The following is a 20,039-nucleotide window of genomic DNA, read 5'->3' as shown; positions in this document are numbered from 1 at the left end:
CGTACGCCCCTGACACCCTTCGAGAGTAGGTCGGCGGGAGGGGCGGCGTCCGAGTTTTGTCCACTTCCGCCCCGGACGGGTGGACACCGGTCGCACGGGCCTCCCGGCCGGGAGGAAGGGGCGCGGAGCCACGGCGGAATACCTGTTCACGGACACCCCGTGGGAGCTGGTAGTGTTTCACCCGTCGCAGAGCAGCACCGCGATACGCCCCCGTAGCTCAGGGGATAGAGCATCGGCCTCCGGAGCCGGGTGCGCAGGTTCGAATCCTGCCGGGGGCACTTCCGGATTGAAGAACCGGACCAGCAGAGGCTGGTCCGGTTTTTTCGTGTGCGCCACGCCCTCGTGCGTTCCGCACCCTCGTGAGGGCGAGCGGAGTCGGAGTGTGGTCCGGCTCGCCCTCCGAGGAGGTCGGGTCAGTACTCGCCGTCGACCGGGATCCAGCCGGACCAGGCCTCGGGCTGGTAGAACTTGCCGGTGTCGCCGTCGTACCGCAGAACCCGCAGGCGTACGTTGCCGGTCTCGCGGTAGTCCTTGTTGCAGGTCGCCCAGGTGTTCACGCCGAGCTTGTTGATGCAGACCGCCTCGGCTCGGCCGTAGTCGGTATAGACACCGATGGCCGCCGACATGCCGTCCTTCTTCGTGTCGCCCGCCCAGACGATGTCGCCGTTGTGCTGGAAGCACCCGCTGGAGCCGTAGGCGGCGGTCGCGCCCAGGCACGTGTTCGAGGGCGGAGCGGCCATCGCGGATGCCACCGCGTCCGCCGTTCCCGTCGTCTCCGTCCCGCCCACCGGGAAGGGGACCTCGGTCCCGGGTTCCGGGGCGATGCCCTCGACGATCTCCACGTCCGCGGGCACCTGCACTTCGAGGGGGGCCTCCGGTGCGTCGTCGGCCAGCGCCGGCGTCGCGGTGACGGCCGAGAACGCAAGTGCCGACGCACCGACGAGAACGCTCAACTTCGAGCGCCAGTTTCCACGCATGCTTCCTTACCCCCGCGCCTGACCTCTGTAGCGAGGTCATCAGTTGTCACATGTGAACAGGATGTGAGACTAAGAGATCGCTGTGACGGACGGAAGGGGCTCCTGTGACGCATGGGCCCCGTGGTGCCCCTGGTGACCTGCGTCGCCCGTGCGCCGGAGAGCGGGCAGGAACGCCGAAGCCGGGGCGGGACACAGAACTGGAGGGCGGCACGCCGATGGCGTGCCGCCCTCCAGTTGCGTCGCTCCCACTCGTTCGCGGGCCGGGCGCTACGGCAGAGTGGGCGGCTCCGCGGCCCGCTCCCCCTCCGTGACGTCGGCGAACGTGAGGTCGAGGGCGCAGGCCGCCGGGATCTCGGAGGCGGAGGTCGCGCACTTCGCGGGACCGGCCACGCTCTGCCCGTTCAACTCGGGCGGGCCCGCCTGGCGCTCGCCCGTCTCGATGTTCCCCGCCAGGCCTTCCACGGGAGCCGGCGCGGTGGGGGCGGCGGGCCGGGTGGCGTCCGCGGCGTCCGGCGAGGACGAACAGGCCGCCGCGCCCGCCGTGGCGCACAGGACGAGCACGGCCGAGGCCGCGGCGGTACGAAGTCGCATCAAGGTCCCCCTTCGCGGATGCCCGGACACCCGGGTCATCAGTTGATCCACGGTGTCACAGGGGGCGGTTCGGAGGGCGGAGAACCTGTGAAAGACGCGGGGTGGTGTGCGTGACTCGTACAGCCACCCGTACGAATTGCCCATACCGACGGCATGCCCCAGGTCGTCCAGTCCGAGAGTGTCTGCGCATCCGTGTGTCCGGAGCCGTGCGCGGGAGGAGGTGCCGCCGACCTGGAAGTGCACCGGTGCCGGCGACGGAGGACGGGCATCCCACACTGGCGGCGGTGAGCGGGCTGGGCGGGGTGGAGAAGACCGTGGTCACACTGGCCTGGCTTCACACGCTGCGCCCACACTTCCCCAGGGTCAGGTGTACGCCGATCTGGGCACGCAGGCGCCGGGCGGCCCCGGCGTGGGCCATGGGGAGTGGCGCCGGGCACTCCCCCCGCCCTCGTCAACAGCCGCTCCGTCGAGGAAATTGTCCAAGAGGCCGTCCGGCAACCTACTGAGAACCGCGTTCTCCGCGTGAGCCTCTCTCGCGCGCATGTGGAGCCTGCCGACGACCTGTGCGAACCGCTCACGCATGGAAGACGGGGGCCAATGGAGTACAGAGGAAGCCAACGCGTTGCGGCTCAGTTCGCGCCCCCCCGGCCCTTGGGCCGCAGCGGTGAGCTCCCTGCTTCGGGATCGGACTTCGTGCAGGAGCCAGTACGTGTCGGCCAACGTCTCGGTATGCAGGGCCAGCACGCCTCGCCCGGGCACTACCGGCACCTCGTTCAGGACAGCATGCACGCCGTCCTCCCTGGTCGCGAGGAGAAGGGACTGGGGAGCGCACACGGAGTCCCCGTCAGGGGATACCAGCCAGGCCTCTGTCCGCGAGACGTACGGAAGGCCCTTGCGCAGCACGTCCGCAGGCGCGAGGAAAGGCACACCGTCTTTCGGGAGCACCCCTGTTGGGGAAGAGGCACCCTCACGGGGGCGCGCCACTTGCCCCATGCGCAAGTGCGTCACCGCGCCAAAGGATCGTTCGGGCCAGGCTCCCCTGTTCCGCGCCTCGACGGCGAACAGCGCGTCGCTCAGCGACATGGCGCATTCCGCGATACGCCTGTTCACCGACATCTTTCCCTCTGCTGCCTTCACCGTCCGGAGAAGTGCCGCCTCGGCTCCTGCGGGCGGCAGCGGCACGGGGAGCCCGCGCAGGTCCTTCAGGTTGAGAGTGCGTTGCAGCGTAGAGCCTCTGACGTGCCTGTCGCACCAGGCCCGGACGTACGACGACCTCAGCCACAGTCTGAGCCAGGCTGCCTGGTCCGGACCCGTCGTGCGCACCAGTGCGACCGTACGGGCCACGTTCCATCCTTCGTGCGCCTCGGTCACCAGAGCTGTCTCACCAACTCTCCCCACGAGCACGATGAGTACATCCCCCACCCTCACCTCGCTGCGGGCATTCGCCTTGTGGGTGAGGGGACTGATCCTCCTCGGTTCCTCGCTGAGGAGTCGGCCCTCCTGGATGTCGGAGGCTCGGACCATCCCTACGCCGTCGTCCTCGTGCGCACCGGGCCGGGTGATGCCGTAGCGGATGTCCTGAACCCATGGCAGCCGCTCCAGGGGGGCTGCTCGCCAGCCTCGGGGCAGTCGGCTCAGGCGCTCCTCCAGGGGGTCCGGGCTCACCACTGCTCCAGAAGATCGCGCAGCTCGGCCTCCAGCCGGTGGGACATGTCGAAGAGGCCGTACAGCTCCTGGGTCAAGTCGCCCACCCGCTCCTTGTCATCGCCGTGGCCAGCCTCCACTACGGGCGCGCCGACACGGCGGGAAGGCAGAACGTCGTAGTCCTGAGCGGCGATCTCCTCGATCGACAGCGATCTGCACCAGCTGGGCACGTCCTCGTAGGGCTCCTCGTCCTGCGCACCGCGCCAGGATGCGAAGGTGGCCGTGATGCGGCTTCTGGCGTCGTCCGGCAGAATCCGGCGTCCGCGCGCGACCTTGACCGCGGTATCGCTGGCGTCGATCAGCAGGGTGTGCCCGGACCGGTCGCTCGCTCCCCAGGGCATGCCGCCTTTCTTGCTGCTGTTGAAGAGCCACAGCGTCACCGGGTTACGTACGTGCGGGAGTAGACCCGCAGGAAGCTCGATCACGCAGCTGAGGGCATCGTTCTCGATGAGGTTTGCACGGATCTGGAGTTCCGCGGACCGTGTGGTGGAGGCAGCGGCGGTGGGCAGAAGCAAGGCTCCGCGGCCGGGCCCCTTGGGCGACATCCTGCTCACCACGTGCTGCGCCCAGGCGAAGTTCCCGTTTCCTGCCGGCGGGACCCCGTAACGCCAGTCGGGATGGATCTCCCGGCCCTGCTGGGACCACGCGGTCTGGTTGAAGGGCGGGTTGGCGAGGACCACGTCGAAGGTCAGGTCCTGGAACCCGCCCTCGGTCAGGCTGGACGCCGGGCCGTGCAGAGAGCTCGGAACGCCGTGCACCGTGAGGTTGATCGCAGCCGTTTCCAGCGCTGCCCGGTTGGAGTCCTGTCCGTACAGAGCCGTATCGCCGGGCTGCCCGCCCCGCGTACGCGCGTACTCATCGGCCTTGAGCAAGAAGCCGCCGGAGCCGCATGCCGGGTCGTAGACGCTCTCGCCCGGACGAGGTTCCATCAGGCCGGACACCAGTCCGGCCAGGTCCATGGGGGTGTAGTAGTCCCCTCCCTTGGCCGACCTCTGGACGTGTTCCAGGCAGTCCTCGAACAACGTCGCCAGGTCCTGAGCCGTGGACACGCAGTGGACGAGCGGCTCCAGATCGGCCCCCCGAACGTCCGTGAGGTCAGGCGGCAGGTCCCGCAGTTCCCTGTGGTGCGCCTGCCACTCCCCCAGGCCGCGCATGACCTCCGACACGACATCGCGTCCGTCCCGCATCCACAGGCCCCGGCCCAGAACTCCGCTCCAGGCGTGCTCCGCCTGCGACGTCTCCATCAAGTCGTCGCGCTGCGCCTCGTGGCGCAGGAGGGCCAGCAGCATGACGAAGTGAACGGCATCCGGTTGGGTCAACGCGCCGCGCACAGCGTCCAGCGCACGCGACAGCGGCACATTCGACGCTTTCTCCACCTTCGGCTCCTGTCCTCTCGTGCCACCCACGTACGTGTGCCGGGTCCGCCCCATCATGCCTGTCGGTGCTCAGTCGGACCCCACGTAGGTCAGGACGATGAAGGCCAGGCTGACCACGGCGACGAACACCATCCCACCGGCCTCCAGCCCCTGGTCCACGCTGCCGGTACGGGCCAACTGCCAGAACGCGGCCGTCAGCGCACAGATCATCCCCAGCGCCACGGCGGACTTCGCCCGGGCCTTCCGCTCCTCCATCTGCCCTCCCGTTGATCCAGACATCACTGAATGACCACAAAGCAGACGTGAAGGCGTGCCCCTCAGCCAGCTACCTCACCACCGTACCGCATGCAGCAGTCCGTTCGGAGAGACACAGCAGTCCGTTGGGGAACGAATCATGGGTCATGATTCTGCCTCAGGCTCCACGCCCGTCACGAAGCATCACCGCGATACCGCCACTCGACGTTCCCCGGTGTCCGGCGAAGCACCGCCCACGAGATTCCGAAGCCCCCGCGACAGGCGCAGGCAATCGCGCCCAGCCGATACGATCGGTCGGGGGATTTCTCCGTGGCTGAAGCGAACAGGACGCCGCGAATCCCCGGACACCACGGAAGCGGAGCGGGGACGGCGTATGCGGGAAGGCCGCTGGGAAACGGTCACGGAATCCGAGTTCCCGCACGAGCGGCGGGGCCTGGAGGCCATCCGCGCCGAGTTGCCGGACAACGATCCCTGGCGGGCCTGGTCGAACTTCACCTTCACCGCCAACACCGGTCACGTCCGCGAGGTGGACCTCCTGGTCATCGCTCCGGGTGGTGTGCACCTCATCGAGCTGAAGGACTGGCACGGCTCGGTCGAGTCCCGCAACGGCTCGTGGTTGCAGACCCGGCCCGGCGGCCGGGCGGTCTCGCACGGCAACCCCCTGCACCTGGCGAACCGGAAGGCCAAGGAGCTGGCGGGACTGCTGGAGAGCCAGGGCGTACGGGTCTGGGTCTCGGAGGCGGTGTGCTTCACCGACTCCGCGCTGAGGAACCGTCTCCCGGCCCATGACCGGCACGGCGTCCACACCGTCCCGCAGCTCGTCGTGATGCTGAAGGAGCCTCCGGCCTACGACCAGCGCCGGATCGACGCGGTGCGTTCGCGTGCCGTGGCCGGGGCGCTGAAGAAGATCGGCATCGCCCCCAGCGACGCCGAGTACAAGGTCGGCCCCTACCTCCTGAACCGCAAGTCCTTCGATTCCGGTCCCACCTGGGCCGACTACCTGGCCAAGCACACCGATCTGCCAGAGGCAGCGCGGGTGCGGGTGTATCTGCGGGAACGCGGCTCGGACGCCGGCCTGCGTGCCTCGGTGGAGAACGCGGCACGGCGGGAGGCCGCGGTGCTGCGGCGTTTCCGGCACCCGGGAGTCGTGCAGCTGAAGCAGTACGACCCGTCCGGGCACTCCGCGGGCCCCGCGCTGATCTTCGACTACGACCCGCGAACTCTGCGGCTGGACGAGTATCTGCTCCAGCACGGAGCCAAGCTGGACATCCTGAGCCGCATGGCACTGGTACGCCAGCTCGCCGAGACGGTGCGTTCGGCGCACGGCCGACGGATCTACCACCGCAGTCTCGCGGCACGCGCGATTCATCTGATGCCGCGCCCCCGGGGCGCGAACGGCTCGGACGGCGAGGACGCGGGGTGGCTCAGCCCGTTCCTGCAGATCTCCGACTGGCAGATCGCCGTCCAGCGCGGCTCCGAGCAGGGTGGCCCCGGCGGCGGTGACCGTCTTGCGCCCACGACACTCTCCCGTGCGGGCGCGCACCTCGCCGAGGGCGCGGACCCCTATCTGGCGCCTGAGCTGACCGCGCTGAAGCCCGATCCTGTCGGCCTGGACGTGTACGGGCTGGGCGTGCTGACCTACCTGCTGGCCACGCTCAGGGCCCCGGCCGCCAGCCAGGCCGAGCTGCTGGCCCGGTTCGAGGCGGGCGAGGGACTGCGTCCCAGCGCGGTCGTGGACGGCCTGTCGGGGTACATCGACGAGCTGGTGCAGGCTGCCACCGCGTACGAGGTGGATACCCGGCTGTCGTCGGTGGACGAGTTTCTGGAGATGCTGGAGGTCGTCGAGGAGGACCTCACCGAGCCCGTATCCGCCGATCCGGTTGTACCAGCCCCCCCGGCCGCCGCGCCGCTGGCCCCCGTACCGGAGAAGGACCCGCTGGACGCGGTGGCGGGCGACGTGCTGGCGGGGCGCTGGGAGGTCCGGCGCCGGCTGGGTACGGGGTCGACGAGCCGCGCCTTCCTGGTGCGGGACCTGCTTGCCGGGCCGGAGGTGCGGTTCTCCAAATCGCTGGCCGTCCTGAAGGTGGCGCTGTCCGACAGCCGCGCCGAGGTGCTGGTGCGCGAGGCCGAGGTCATGGGGCGGCTGCGCGCCGACTCACGGATCATCCGTCTCGTCGAGCCGGAGCCTCAGCGCATCGCCCACCGCACGGTGCTGGTCATGGAGTACGTGGGCGACGAGCGGGCCGCCGACCCGGACACCGCCGCCGCGCCGGGCTCGACCCGGGCCAGGCGCCGCGAGGAGACCGTGGCCCGTCAGCTGCGCGACTCCGGCCGTCTGTCGGTGGACCAGCTGGAGGCGTACGGGGACTATCTCTTCGGGGCGGTGGACTTCCTGGAGGGCGAGGGAGTCTGGCACCGGGACATCAAGCCGGACAACATCGCGATCCGGATCCGCCCGAACCGTACCCGCGAGCTGGTGCTGATCGACTTCTCGCTCGCCGGCTATCCGGTGCACGAGACAGGTGCGGGCACGGACGGCTATCTCGACCCGTTCATCGGTACGCTCACCGATCGCTCGGTGTACGACGCGCACGCCGAGCGGTACGCCCTGGCGGTGACGCTCCACGAGATGGCATCGCGCGAGCTGCCGCTGTGGGGCGACGGCAAGGTGTCCGCCCGGCAGACCGACCCGAAGCGGGAGCCGTACCCGACCATCGCGGGAGACGCGTTCGACCCGGCGGTCAAGGACGGACTGGTCGCCTTCTTCCGTACGGCACTCCACCGCGACGCCTCGCAGCGCTTCCGCGATCTCAAGCCGATGCGGGACGCCTGGAAGAAGACCTTCCTGGCGATGGACGAGGCCAAGCCCTCCACCCGCCGCTCCCGGACCGTCCCGGACGCCGATGAACAGGTGTCGGCCCGTCCCCGTACGCCCGAGGCGGGGATCGCGGACGCCGAGGAGGACAGTGCGGAGCGGCTGCGTGACCGGCAGGCCGCGCAGGCGGACCGCACCACGGCCGTCTCGGCGTCGGGCCTCGGCCCGGCGGCGGTGTCCTTCGTGTACGGGCTGAAGGTGAACACGGTCGGTGAGCTGCTGGACTACAGCCAGCGGCAGTTGGTGAACGCACCGGGGCTCGGAGCCAAGACCCGCCGGGAGGTGCTGGGCCGGATCAAGGAGTGGCGTCGGCGTCTTGCCGAACTACCGGCTGCCCCGCTCACCCCGCAGGGCCGCAAGGAGGCGAGGGCCGAGCTTTCGGCGGCCGAGGAGGCCGTGGCGGGCGAGCTGGCCAACGCCGGGGCGACGGACTCCGATTCACTGCCGCAGCGCGCGCTGCGCGGAGTCAGCCTGGACGCCCTGGCCACGATCTTCGTACCGGAGCTGAAGAAGGACGGCTCGAACCGCAACGAGTGCGAGATGGTCCGGCTGCTGCTGCGGCTGCCGAACGAGCGTGGCGAGCTGCCGTCCGAGGTCGGCGTCTGGCCGAAGCAGAAGGACGTCGCGGAGGCGCTGGGCCTGTCGGCGGGCCGCATCCCGCAGATGCTGAAGACGCAGCGCACCCGGTGGAAGAGGCATCCCACGGTACGGGCGCTGCGCGCGGAGATCCTGGAGCTTCTGCACACCTCGGGCCGGCTGGCATCGGCGGCGGAGGTCGCGGACGCCCTGGCGGTCCGCCGGGGCACCACGCTGCTGGAACGCGAGCAGCGCCGCGCGCTGGCCCTGGCGGCGGTCCGCGCGGTGGTGGAGGCCGAGCAACTCCTGCCGCAGGAGAGCGAGTTCCGGCACGCCCCGAACCGGGACGCGGCCGACGAGGCGATGGGCGCGGGCCTGCTGGCTCTGGAGGTCGGCGAGAACGACGCGCCCCGGACACCGTCCGCACCCGGACTCCTCTACTACGCGCAGCAGCTGGGGCGGGTCGCGGACCGGCTGGCGAAGCTGGACACCCTGCCGACCGCGACGACCGTCCTCACGGAGCTGACGGCGGTCCCCCCGCCGAGCGAGACGGTCGAGTGGGACGAACGCCGGCTGGTCGTCGTCGCGGCGGCCGCGTCCCGGAACGCGGGAGCGACGCCCCGGCTGGAGGTCTACCCGCGCGATCTGCCCCTGGTGCGGGCGCTGCGTCTGACCCAGGCGGGGCTGGTCCGCTGGATTCCGGGTGTGCCGGACGCCGACCAGCCGGGCCTGCCTCCCTCCGAGGTCCAGGAGCGGGTCCGGGCTCGTTTCCCGGAGCTGCTCAACGAGCGGGGGGAACGGACGCTGCTGAGCGGCGGTCGGCTGACCAAGGCGCTGCGCGACGCCGGCTTCGAGCTGGTGCTGTCCACCCGCCAGAGCACCGGCACCCTGCGCTACCTGCCTCGTCGGTCCGATATCGCCTCCAGCTTCCTCTCCTCGGAGGGCCGCCGCCAGGCGACCGCCACCATCTCCGCGCGGCGCTACTCAGACGACGCGGAGAACGCAGGTGCCTGGGCGGCCGAGGAACGTCTGCTGGCATCGGCGAGGCGGGACGGCTTCCGCGTGTTGACCGTACGTACGGCACTCACACGGGATGCCGTACGGGAGTTGACGAGCGACCGCTTCGGTGCCCGGCCCGTTTCGGTGACCGAACTGTTCCTGGATGCCCTGCACGACCTGGTCGACGCCCGCCCCAAACCGACCTGGGAGACGATCCTGCGCGCGGACGTGGCTCCGCCGGGTTCGAAGGGCGCGATGAAGTTCGCGGAGTACGCACGCACCGCGTGGGCGGCGGTCGAGCCGCGCGTGGGCGAGCTGCTGTCCGTGGCGGGCTTCCAGTCCCCCGTCCTCCTCACGGATGCAGGGGTGCTCGCGCGCTACGACGCGATGGGCGTGCTCGACCGGCTGGCGGAGCAGGCGCGGGACGGCCGGGCCGGACTGTGGCTGCTGTGCCCGCAGAGCGATCCGGCGCGGCCACCCCGGCTGGGACGGACGGCGGTCCCGCACCAGGCGGGGCTGGGCGAGTGGATCCCGCTGCCGGACGGCTGGGCGCTGAACGTCCACCGCGGCGACGAACAAGAGGGCGGCGGCGTACGGAGTACGTCGGCAGTGAACGCGAACGCGACAACGGGAGACGTGCAGAAGTGATCGACCGCGAGGGCAAGGCACTGCTGACCGACCTGATCAAGCAGGTGAAGGCGGTCGAGAACGATCTCGACCAGCAGGTGGCGGAGGGCGACAAGGTCCTCAAGCCGCTGCGTACGGAGCACGGGAAGGCGTGCGCGACCTTCGCCGTTCCCTCCCAGGCCCCGAGGTGGGACACCTGGCTGGAGGAGCGCGTCGCGGAGCTTCCCCCCGAGCGCGCGGAGGCCGTACGGAACGCGGAGGCTGTCGCGGGCCGGCTGCGGGCGGAGCACGAGGAGGCCCGGAAGTTGGGGCGCACGGCTGCGACCTGGAGCGCGTGGCTGGGCGAGCGGGTCACGCAGGTGGCGGTGGCGTGGGTGCTGGGCACGGTCTTCGTCCGGTTCTGCGAGGACAACCGGCTCGTCCCGGAGCCGTACATCACGGGTCCGGACGCGGAGCGCCGCGACCTGGCGGAGGCCCGGTTCGCCCAGTACGTGGAGGACGAGGCGATCGAGAACCCCACGTACCGGGGCTGGCTGGAGAGGGCGTTCGCGGAACTGGGCGAGGGCCAGGCCGGCAGGCTCCTGTTCGACCGGGAGCGCAACCCGCTCTACCAGATCCCGATCTCGCACGACGGGGCCCGTGCGCTCGTGGAGTTCTGGCGGGAGCGCGCGGCCGGTGACGCGGGGGCGGCCGGTGCGGCCGACTCCACCGGTACGGAGGGCGCTCTTCCGCCACTGGTCCACGACTTCACGGACCCGCTGAACGAGGACGGCACGGAGGGCTGGGACACCCGCTTCCTGGGGGACCTGTACCAGGACCTGTCGGAGGCGGCGCGGAAGACGTACGCGCTGCTCCAGACGCCGGAGTTCGTGGAGGAGTTCATCCTCGACCGGACGATGAGCCCGGTGGTGCGGGAGCTGGGCGGCCGGTTCGGCGAGCTGAAGATGATCGACCCGACGTGCGGGTCGGGTCACTTCGTGCTGGGCGCGTTCCGGCGGATGGTGAAGCTGTGGGCGGAACGGCAGCCGGGCCGGGATGTGCACGAGCGGGTGCGGGACGCGCTGAACTCCGTGCACGGGGTGGACATCAACCCGTTCGCGGTGGCCATCGCCCGGTTCCGGCTGCTGCTGGCGGCGATGGCGGCGGCGAATGTGCGGACGCTGGCGGAGGCGGGGCGGTACGACTGGCCGGTGCACTTGGCGGTGGGCGACTCGTTGATCGAGGACCGACAGCAGGAGATCGATCTCTTTAATCCGGACACCGGTAAGCGGCTGGTGGACTTCTCCTATGCGACGGAGGACCTGGATGACTATCCGGGGATTTTGGAGCGGGGGAGGTATGACGTGGTGGTGGGGAATCCCCCCTATATCACGGTGAAGGATAAGAAGCTGAATGTTTTGTATCGGAGCTTGTACGCATCATGCGAGGGGACATATGCACTCTCTGTCCCATTCGCCGAAAGATTTTTTCAGCTCGCGAAAGCGCCGGGCAGGGACACTCGCGGGTACGGAATGGTGGGACAGATCACCTCAAATTCGTTCATGAAACGCGACTTCGGCACCTCGCTAATCACTGATTATTTTGCCCACAAGGTTGAACTCACAGAGGTTATCGACACTTCCGGCGCCTACATTCCAGAGCACGGAACACCTACCGTCATTCTCGTCGGTCGACGTAGAGCAGGAACCGAACGTCAAGTCAGAGTCCGCGCGGTACGCAGCATCCAGGGCGAACCGAAAGCACCAGATCACGGCGAGGATGGTCTCGTATGGACGGCAATTGTCGACCAGATCGATAACCCTGGAACAACCAGCCAGTGGGTCTCTGTAGACGACCTCGAACGCGAAAGGTACTTCTCTCGGCATCCATGGATCCTCACCAACGGAGGACTTGAGATGGTAGAGAAGATGGACGCCGCCAGGTCCCAGCGCCTCCGAACGGCAATCGTTCCTCCAATTGGCCGAGCAGTCAGAGTCGGTGCCGATGGCGCCTACCTGCGCCCCGCCCACCTAGCGAATCGCATCTCAACTAGTCTCGGTGGCCCCGTTCCCTTCATGACAGGCGAGGCGGTGAGGAACTGGCAAACCAAACCCCAAGAATCGATCATTTCCCCGTACACCGAGCATGCCAACAAAGAAGCGCTGCTCAAGGAGCTGTGGCCGACCCGTCGCGTTCTCGAAACACGCAGAACCTTTCAAGGCGACATGGCTGCTGCAGGCCTAAACTGGTGGGACTACATGCAATACACTCCCTCCGCCTACAGCACTCCGCTGTCCATCACCTTCGCGTTCGTGACAACACATAATCATTTTGCGCTCGATCGGGGCGGTAAAATTTTCAACCGTCACGCGCCAGTGATAAAACTAAAAGAAGAGGCGAGCGAGGAGGAGCATCTGAAGCTAATCGGCCTACTGAATAGCTCAACCGCCTGCTTCTGGATGAAACAAGTAAGCCAATCGAAGGGGAACGGGGGAGTTGGCGGAGGGATCTCGGACGAGTTGTGGGAGCATCGGTTCGAGTTCACAGGAAACAAGCTCGAAGAATTCCCAATCCCCGACTCGTATCCGACTGTTGGAGTTAACCTCGACGCGCTTGCTAGGGATTCCGCATCCGCTAGCCCCGATGTACTAATTCGATCCACATCTTTCGATGATATGGGCGCAGCTCGAGCTAATTGGCACTCTCTGCAAACTCAGATGATCGCCCTGCAAGAGGAGCTGGACTGGCAGGTCTACTCCCTCTACAAGCTGCACTCCGAAGACCTGCGCGCCCCAGAACCCGAGGTCCCCGAACTTGCCCTCGGTGAGCGCGCCTTCGAGATCGTCCTCGCGCGGCGGGTCGCAAAGGGCGAGGCGTCCGGCGAGTGGTTTAAGCGGCACGATTCCACCCCCATCACCGAGATGCCCGACCACTGGTCCGACGCCTACAAGGCCGTCGTTCAGAAGCGCATCGACGTCATCGAGACCTCCCGGGCCATCGGCATGATCGAGCGCCCCGAGTACAAACGGCGCTGGGCGACCGAAGGCTGGGACGTTCTTCAGGAACGGGCCCTCAAGTCCTGGTTGCTCGACAGGATCGAGAACCGTGACCTGTGGTTCCAGGACGGCCAGCCGACCGTCCTCACCCGCACCCAGCTCACCTCCGCGCTCTCCCTCGATGAGGACTTCGTGTCCGTAGCCGAGTTGTACGCCCCCCGCAAGGAGCTGGCGACCGTCGTCGCCGACCTCCTCTCCGAGGAGCACGTGCCCTTCCTCGCCGCCATGCGCTACAAGCCCTCCGGCCTGAAGAAGCGCGCCGAGTGGGAGCACGTGTGGGATCTCCAGCGGCTGGAGGACGCCGCCCCGGACGAGCCGGCCAAGCGGAAGATCCGGGACTCGATCCCCGTACCGTCCAAATACACCTCGGCCGACTTCCTCAAGCCGTCCTACTGGCGGGCGCGCGGCAAGCTGGACGTGCCGAAGGAGCGGTTCATCTCGTACGCCACCGGCCCGATCTCCGGCACCCCAGAGCTGTTTGGCTGGATGGGATGGGACCACCGCGAGCAGGCCCAGGCGCTGACGACGTACTTCACCAACGAGCACGAGTTGTCCACGGAAGAGATGACGCCACTCCTCGCGGGTGTGCTGGAACTCCAGCCCTGGCTCGACCAGTGGCACAACGAGTTCGACCCGCTGTACGGCAGCAGCCCTGCCGCCTTCTTCGCCGGTTACCGTGCTACCCAGCAGGGCGATCGCGGCCTGACCGACGAGGATCTGCGCACCTGGCGCCCCGCCCCGGCCACGCGCGGGAGGCGTGCGGCCAGCCGCTGACGTAGCCGATTCCCGAGGTGCGACGTACAAGTGGTCAGACCTGCACGGTCTGTACGTCGTACTGCGGGATATAGATGTTCCGGGTGACCACGGCCAGCCCCTCGGCCTGCGCCTGTGCGACCACTATCCGGTCGAAGGGGTCTGTGTGCAGTATCGGCAGCCGACCCGCCCGCACGCCGTGTGCAGCGGTGACGGGGATACTCGGGAAACGCAGGTCCCGAACCTGTTCGGCGAGGTCGCCCGGCCCTTCGACCTCACCGAGGAACTGCTTGATGGTGACCTCCCAGGGCGACACCGCACTGACATGAACTGCCGGTTCGGTGTCGATCAGGTCCTTGATGCGCGCAGGCAGGTGCGGGGCGTCCGCCATCCACCACAACACGACACGGGTATCGAGCAGAAGCCTCATCAACGCACCCCGAATGCTTCTGCGATGCTGACACGAGGGTCGTCAAAGGTTGCCGAGATGCGGACACGTCCCCGCAGCGAACCTCGCCCGTCCCGGACCATCAGGAACCGTGCCGGTGGCGACGTTGGCACGCGTTGACCCGCCCCACCGACCACGACGGCGCGGCCTCCGATCACCTGCACCAGCGTGCCGGTGAACCGGGGTCCGGCAGTCTCCACGGAACGCCGACGCTGCCTGAACCTCTCCCACAGCCACCTCACGGCGCGCTCACCGGGCCCACCGTGAGCCGGGGTCGGGCCTCGGAGGTTCGGGGATCGTCCACTCCATGCGCTCCGGCCGCCCGCACGGTCACCACGTCTCCGGCTTGCAGCCGCAAGGCCGGACCGTCCTCCAGGCCGACGACGAAGAAGAGCCCACCGGACGCGTACCGCTCGCTCCGTACGCTGCGGACCCTTCGCCAGACTTCTCCGTCTCGTACGCTCTGGCCCACCCGTACGGTCACCGCCGCGACCTCCTCCTCCCCTTTCGCGGGAACGATGCCCGGGGCCAGAAGCTCAGCCCACACCGTCTTCCCGATGCCGGCCTGCCGCTCGCACACGCCCCAGCGATGAGCCAGTGCCTCCACGATCAGGAGCCCACGCCCGGCCGTGTCCAGGCCCTTGGGCTGCCGTACCACCGGCCGCCCCTCCCCCGCGTCGCTCACCTCCAGCCGCAACAACCCACCGCGCTGCCTGCACTCGATGCGTACGCCGATCACCCGGTCTCCGGGCACCTTGACCCTCAACGCGTTGGTCACCAGCTCGGACAGAACCAACTCGGCATCTGCGGTAACCGTTTGATCTGCACGCCACTCGCCGAGCTTGGCGCGTAAGGCTGCCCGCGCCCTCGAAACGCTGCTGCGGCTGCGTACCAGCCTGAACTTCACTTCACACGCTTCACCCACGGCCACTCCCAGAGGTTCGTACCGGTCGGAGCCCCATGCGAACGTCCACCATCCGCCCCAGGGATCGTTGCCAACACAGGCAGAATGGGCGCGCATCACGCGAAACTGCAACGTTGCCAATAGATGTAGCGTCATTTTTCACCCATTCGAGTAACAGGGGCCCACCCCGGGTGTCCGCTGCGGTAGAGGTAGCTCCATGCAACCGAAGAGCACCACAACAAGCCCCTCGACCGTTCTCGGACGCCAACTCGGGGATGAGCTGCGCCGGTTGCGGGAGGCCGCAGCACTCACAACCGCCCAGGCGGCCGACGCCCTCGACTGCACCAAGGGGAAGATCAGCCGCATCGAAAACGGACGCGTCGCCGTCCGTCTCCCTGACCTGACCGCGATGCTCCTCGCCTACGAGGTCTCGGACGACGAGGTGCGCGAGCGCCTCACCTCACTGGCTCGCAAGGCCAACCGCAGACGCCGGGAGGGCTGGTGGAACCAGTACGGCGATGTACTTGCTGACACCTATCGCGACTACATCGCGTTGGAGGCCATGGCTGAATCGATCCGAACATTCCAAGCCCAACTGGTGCCCGGGCTGCTCCAGACTCCGGAGTACATCCGTGCCGTCACCGTGGCCTCGCGGCAGTGGCAGTCGGCGGACGAGATCGAGAAGTTCGTGCAGGTGCGCCTCGCTCGGCAGGAACGCCTCCTCTCCGACGACCCATTGCAGCTGTGGGCCGTGGTCTCGGAGGCCGTACTGCTTCAGCAGGTGGGTGGCCCGAACGTCATGAATACGCAGCTGACGCACCTGCTGGCCAGTTCTGAGCTTCCCAACGTGACCATCCAGGTGCTGCCGTTCTCTCGTGGGGCCCATGCGAGTATGTTCGGCCCGTACGTACTGTTGGGCTTTCCCGAAGATGGGGCGCTCGATGTGGTGTTGGTGGACAACCCGTCCGGCTCCATGTGGATGGAGAGGGAGGCGGATGTGTCCCGGTACCAAGACCTGTTCATTGCGGCACGCACAGCTGCGCTGTCGCCGACAGAGTCCCACGCTGCAATCCATCGACGGGCCAAGGAGCATCGAACATGAACAGCGCACACCCCGGAACGCCGGACCTGATAGGCGCGAGGTGGCGCACCAGCACGTACAGCGGTGGCAACAACGAGTGCGTCGAGGTAGCCCCCGACCTCCCCCACCTAGTCCCCGTCCGAGACAGCAAGCGCCCGACCGGCCCCATCCTCGCCTTCGGCCACGCCGCATGGCGCACCTTCGTCAGTGACCTTCTCTGACCCCCAGGCCGCCCCGCGAGGGAGGAAGCCCCACGATCGAACGACCGCCGCGACGTCGAAGGAGACCCAGCTCGTCCTGGACGCTCTGGAAATGGCGCTGTGGCAGCGCGACCGCGATGAACACCCCCATACTCGGGGCGAGTTGATACACCACAGCGATGCGGGCAGCCAATACACCAGCTTCAAGCTGGCCGAACACCTGGACGTGGCCGGCATCGCGGCATCGATCGGCTCGGTCGGCGACGCGTACGACAACGCCCTGATGGAGAGCACGATCGGCCTGTTCAAGACCGAGCTGATCAAGCCGCAGCGGCCCTGGAAGACCCTCTCCCAGATCGAGCTGGCCACCGCCGAGTGGATCGAGTGGTACTGCCACCGGCGCCTGCACGGTGAGACAGGCCACGTCCCACCCGTCGAGTACGAGACCAACTACTACACGGAACTCACAAAACCCCAGGCCACAACCACAATCTGAGATCTCTACCGAACCCGGGGCGGTTCACCACGAAGCAGCTCCGGAAATGCTTCAAGCACTTCCCCGGCTTGAAGGACGACGCGGTGTTCCAGGAGGAGTTCAAGAACCATCTCGCCGGATGGAACGACCAGTCGGGCAACTGCATGCGCGGGAGCGGCAAGTCCTGGGTGTACTACCACCCTCTGGACACGCAGCAGCGTGCCACCGGGGTCACGGCCTGTCTGAGAGCCGACGGCGTCGACTTCCGTGGCCGCGGAAGAAAGGCGGACCCGGACAAGCAGACGGACATCATGGGCAGCGACACCGCCCGTGGCCGTGGCACCGCGAACACCAACCCCGCCGGCTGGCAGCATCTGGACGGTGACATCGGCTTCGCTCGCGGGCACCTTCTGGCGCGGCAGCTCGGCGGGAACGGCCGCGACCGCCGCAATCTGGTGAAGATGCACAACATGGCGAATTCCGTGGATATGCAGCTTTACGAGAGCGCCGTCCGCCGTCGGCTGGACGCCGGGGAAGCCATCTTCTACATGTCCGTTCCCCGCTACGCCGGAAGCAATACAATGCCGGATACCATCGATCTCTATGCCATGGGCAACCGCGGCTATTTCCAGCAGTGGACGGTATTCAACACAGCCAGTGGACTCCCGCCGAACGGACTGACACCGTGACAATCGAAGAACTCGCCTCCGCCGCGGGGCTGACCGCCGCGCGCCGGTACCTCGTGGACTGGGACCGCATGGAGAGGCAGATCGGAACCCGCCTGCCCGCGGACTACAAGGAGTACGTCTACTGGTTCGGCCCTGGCTGCTTCGATTACTACCTCTACATCTGCGTGCCGGGCGTCGAGAACAGCAACACGGAGCTGGCGGCCCACCTAGCGACGCAACGGGCGCATGAACGACGGCGCGCACAGATCGACAGGTCCGCCCCCCTGTCCCCCTTGTTCCCCGAGCCCGACGGATGGCTGCCCTGGGGGTACACCACCGCCAGTGACGTCCTGTACTGGAAGACATCGGCGAAGGACCCGGACGACTGGACGATCATCGGGCGGCCCGGCGACAGCGATAATTTCGCGCCCTTCGACGGCGGCTTCACGGACTTCCTGCACGCCTTCGTGTGGGACACGGTGGAGATGCCTTTCATCGCCGAGACGGATAGCGAAGTGCCGATCGCCTTCGAACCTCTGACAGGCGAGTGGCGCGGTGGCGCCGGAGAGCGTCTGCAGCCGTATGGCCGCTTCGAGCACGAGTAGCGCCGGCGCTCAGCCGTCGTAGCGGCCGGGCTTGTACCAGCAGCAAGCCGGCGGCGGGCCCCGCAGGAGCGCACCACCCGCACCGCTGACGACTCGCAGTGACCCGCCCGCTTGCCCGGGCGGGCACTGCGACGTCGCGCAGTGACCCCAGCGGCATTGGGGTCAGACGCCCGCGGAGCTCCTCAAATACAAGCTGTCTTGGACGACTGCCTGTACCAACGAGCTCCGTTGTTCTGCGTCGCGAATCCTTCAACTGGCTTGCGTGACCTGCGAAGACGTTAACTACCCGGCCTTGATCGAACAACAACCCCGTTGCTAGAGTGAACCGTTGACTTCGATCAGGGGCGGGGGACCCATGACGTTCGACGACGAGTGGGCAGCACTCAATCCGACGCGCGAGACAGGCAGTCGGCGCAGATGAGCCTCAACACCGCTGGGTCCCAGCCCGGTGTTCCGGCGTCCGGCACCGATCGCGACCTCGTGGTGCACCGGGACGAACTGGGCGCGGTCGGCAACGAGGCATTCCGGGTCCACGGGGAGCTGCGGAAGCGTGCCGACGTGGCGGGTGCCGGTGCCGACAAGGCCGGCGCGGGGACCACCGCCCGGGCCGCGGCGGAGTTGCAGGGCCGGAACTTCAGCGCGGGTGGCGAGTTGTACACCACGCTCGAAGTCTGGACTTCGCAGGTGAAGACGGTCCTGCAGATGTTCGCGCACATCTCCAACCACCTGGACTACTCGAAGAAGTCGCACGCCAACGACGAGGCGGAGATCGCCGCCACTTTCAAGCGGCGAGACGGCTCCGCCGTCCCCGTGTCGGAACTGCAAGGCAGTGACCATCGATCTTCCTGGAGGCGGGGACATCGGTATTCCAAACGGTCGGATGGCCCGCCTCCACACCACCGGCATCGCCCAGGAGTTCGACATGGCGGGCAGCAGCTCCGTCAAACACCACGATCTGGGCGGATCGGCCCCGAGCCATGGCCCGCTGCCCGCGCCGGATGAGCCAGGGCGCGAGGGTGACCGCACTGACCCGGGCCGTGAACAGCAGGAAGCACGGTGAATGACCGATGAGCAGCTCCAGCAGGCCCACTGTCGGCGAGCGGCCGGTGAGTCGCCGTCGTACGCCGGTCGCAGTCGTCGTCGTCCTGGTGCTCCTCGCCTGCGTCGCCGCCACGATCGGGGTGGTCTCCTGCGTCGCCGACGACGTGTCGTCGGACCTGACGGACCAGGAGATGACCTGCTGCTGGGAGGACGGAGCCACGCCCACCTGGATGAGCGGCGAGCTCGGTATCCGCATTCCGGAGGGTGCTTCGGACAGGCGCGCGAGCTACAAGGTCGGGCAGCGATACGACACCGGTCTGCTGTCCTTCGTCCTTCCGAGCGAGGAAGCGGTGACGTACACGGGCCGGCTCATCGAGAAGGGCACCGTGATGATCGCGAACTCCCACCCCAAGGGAAAGGGCTACCGCCCGGCAGCCGCCTTCGATCACCTCGGGCTTCCCGAACCGGAGACGTTCGTCCAAGGGCTGCGGATGACCAGCCTGTGCCCGGACGGCCTCGCGTCCCCGGAGGGCAAGTACCTCCAACGCTGCGTCGACCTCTTCGCCCACGAGTTCACACCCGGCACCACGCGGATCTACGTCCGGTCGACCATCGAACCGTCCATCACGCCTCCGCCCGCGAGCAAGGCTCCGTAGCCCGCTGCGCGGGCATGGCGGAGAGGGCGGCGGAATGCCATGGGGCCCGGTCTCCTCAGCCCTCCCTCCCTCCCTCCCACCCCGCCGCACAGCCCTCCCAGCCGGATACGATCGGAGCCGGGCCCGCAGGCGTGCGCGCAGCCGCCCGCGGCGGGACGCCCGATCGCCGCACACGCAGGAAATCCAGGAGAAG

The 20,039-nt window shown here is 68.0% G+C and carries 16 protein-coding genes and 1 tRNA gene; 10 read left to right on the top strand and 7 right to left on the bottom strand.

Annotated elements, in window-relative coordinates; genetic code table 11:
- Positions 1-206 precede the first annotated feature (206 nt).
- A tRNA-Arg gene (locus B9S58_RS24970) sits at positions 207-278 on the top strand.
- Positions 279-413: 135 nt separating this feature from the next.
- Here B9S58_RS24970 and B9S58_RS24965 read toward each other — a convergent pair.
- From B9S58_RS24965 to B9S58_RS24950, 5 genes are all read right to left on the bottom strand, one after another.
- The gene (locus B9S58_RS24965) at positions 414-977 is read right to left on the bottom strand and encodes a hypothetical protein (protein WP_103534308.1); all 564 of its coding nucleotides are present in this window, start codon (positions 975-977) and stop codon (positions 414-416) included.
- Positions 978-1,244: 267 nt separating this feature from the next.
- Positions 1,245-1,568, bottom strand: coding sequence for a hypothetical protein (locus B9S58_RS24960; protein WP_103534307.1), 324 nt, complete (start codon positions 1,566-1,568; stop codon positions 1,245-1,247).
- Between the two features lie 363 nt (positions 1,569-1,931).
- Entirely contained in the window at positions 1,932-3,233 is a 1,302-nt protein-coding gene (locus B9S58_RS38175; protein WP_181009446.1) for a hypothetical protein, read from the bottom strand.
- Positions 3,230-4,648 (bottom strand): N-6 DNA methylase, encoded by a 1,419-nt coding sequence (locus B9S58_RS24955; RefSeq protein WP_181009445.1) that lies wholly within the window; start codon positions 4,646-4,648, stop codon positions 3,230-3,232. The genes B9S58_RS38175 and B9S58_RS24955 overlap by 4 nt, the downstream gene beginning before the upstream one ends.
- 69 nt (positions 4,649-4,717) lie before the next feature.
- Entirely contained in the window at positions 4,718-4,903 is a 186-nt protein-coding gene (locus tag B9S58_RS24950; protein ID WP_103534305.1) for a hypothetical protein, read from the bottom strand.
- Positions 4,904-5,276: 373 nt separating this feature from the next.
- Here B9S58_RS24950 and pglW point away from each other — a divergent pair, with 373 nt between their 5' ends.
- A complete protein-coding gene (pglW, locus tag B9S58_RS24945) occupies positions 5,277-10,001 on the top strand; it encodes a BREX system serine/threonine kinase PglW (protein ID WP_103534304.1) in 4,725 nt (1,574 codons plus the stop codon).
- Positions 9,998-13,789: a BREX-2 system adenine-specific DNA-methyltransferase PglX gene (gene pglX, locus B9S58_RS24940; RefSeq protein WP_258044981.1), complete on the top strand. Its 3,792-nt coding sequence runs from the start codon at positions 9,998-10,000 to the stop codon at positions 13,787-13,789. The genes pglW and pglX overlap by 4 nt, the downstream gene beginning before the upstream one ends.
- A gap of 34 nt (positions 13,790-13,823) precedes the next feature.
- On the opposite strand, the gene B9S58_RS24935 is transcribed toward pglX, so the two are convergent.
- On the bottom strand, positions 13,824-14,198 hold the full coding sequence (locus B9S58_RS24935) for a type II toxin-antitoxin system VapC family toxin (RefSeq protein ID WP_103534303.1): 375 nt from the start codon (positions 14,196-14,198) through the stop codon (positions 13,824-13,826).
- Between the two features lie 256 nt (positions 14,199-14,454).
- Complete coding sequence (locus B9S58_RS24930) at positions 14,455-15,123, bottom strand: ATP-binding protein (protein ID WP_103534302.1); 669 nt, start codon at positions 15,121-15,123, stop codon at positions 14,455-14,457.
- Between the two features lie 214 nt (positions 15,124-15,337).
- Here B9S58_RS24930 and B9S58_RS24925 point away from each other — a divergent pair, with 214 nt between their 5' ends.
- From B9S58_RS24925 to B9S58_RS24890, 7 genes are all read left to right on the top strand, one after another.
- The gene (locus B9S58_RS24925) at positions 15,338-16,222 is read left to right on the top strand and encodes a helix-turn-helix transcriptional regulator (RefSeq protein WP_103534301.1); all 885 of its coding nucleotides are present in this window, start codon (positions 15,338-15,340) and stop codon (positions 16,220-16,222) included.
- Positions 16,219-16,422, top strand: coding sequence for a DUF397 domain-containing protein (locus B9S58_RS24920; protein ID WP_103534300.1), 204 nt, complete (start codon positions 16,219-16,221; stop codon positions 16,420-16,422). Before B9S58_RS24925 ends, B9S58_RS24920 begins: the two co-directional genes overlap by 4 nt.
- Positions 16,409-16,897, top strand: a complete 489-nt coding sequence (locus B9S58_RS24915; RefSeq protein WP_146063560.1) for an integrase core domain-containing protein — start codon at positions 16,409-16,411, stop codon at positions 16,895-16,897. Before B9S58_RS24920 ends, B9S58_RS24915 begins: the two co-directional genes overlap by 14 nt.
- A gap of 83 nt (positions 16,898-16,980) precedes the next feature.
- Entirely contained in the window at positions 16,981-17,565 is a 585-nt protein-coding gene (locus tag B9S58_RS24910; RefSeq protein WP_219818912.1) for a DNA/RNA non-specific endonuclease, read from the top strand.
- Positions 17,562-18,149 (top strand): SMI1/KNR4 family protein, encoded by a 588-nt coding sequence (locus B9S58_RS24905; RefSeq protein WP_103534297.1) that lies wholly within the window; start codon positions 17,562-17,564, stop codon positions 18,147-18,149. The genes B9S58_RS24910 and B9S58_RS24905 overlap by 4 nt, the downstream gene beginning before the upstream one ends.
- 417 nt (positions 18,150-18,566) lie before the next feature.
- Positions 18,567-19,151, top strand: a complete 585-nt coding sequence (locus tag B9S58_RS40290; protein WP_374935707.1) for a hypothetical protein — start codon at positions 18,567-18,569, stop codon at positions 19,149-19,151.
- 65 nt (positions 19,152-19,216) lie between these two features.
- A complete protein-coding gene (locus tag B9S58_RS24890) occupies positions 19,217-19,846 on the top strand; it encodes a hypothetical protein (protein ID WP_103534296.1) in 630 nt (209 codons plus the stop codon).
- Positions 19,847-20,039: the final 193 nt, after the last annotated feature.

Origin of the sequence: Streptomyces sp. SM11 (assembly GCF_002910905.1) — a bacterium.
Lineage (GTDB): Bacteria > Actinomycetota > Actinomycetes > Streptomycetales > Streptomycetaceae > Streptomyces.
The sequence above is the reverse complement of the archived record's forward strand: the minus strand, read 5'-3'. Positions and strand labels throughout refer to the sequence as shown.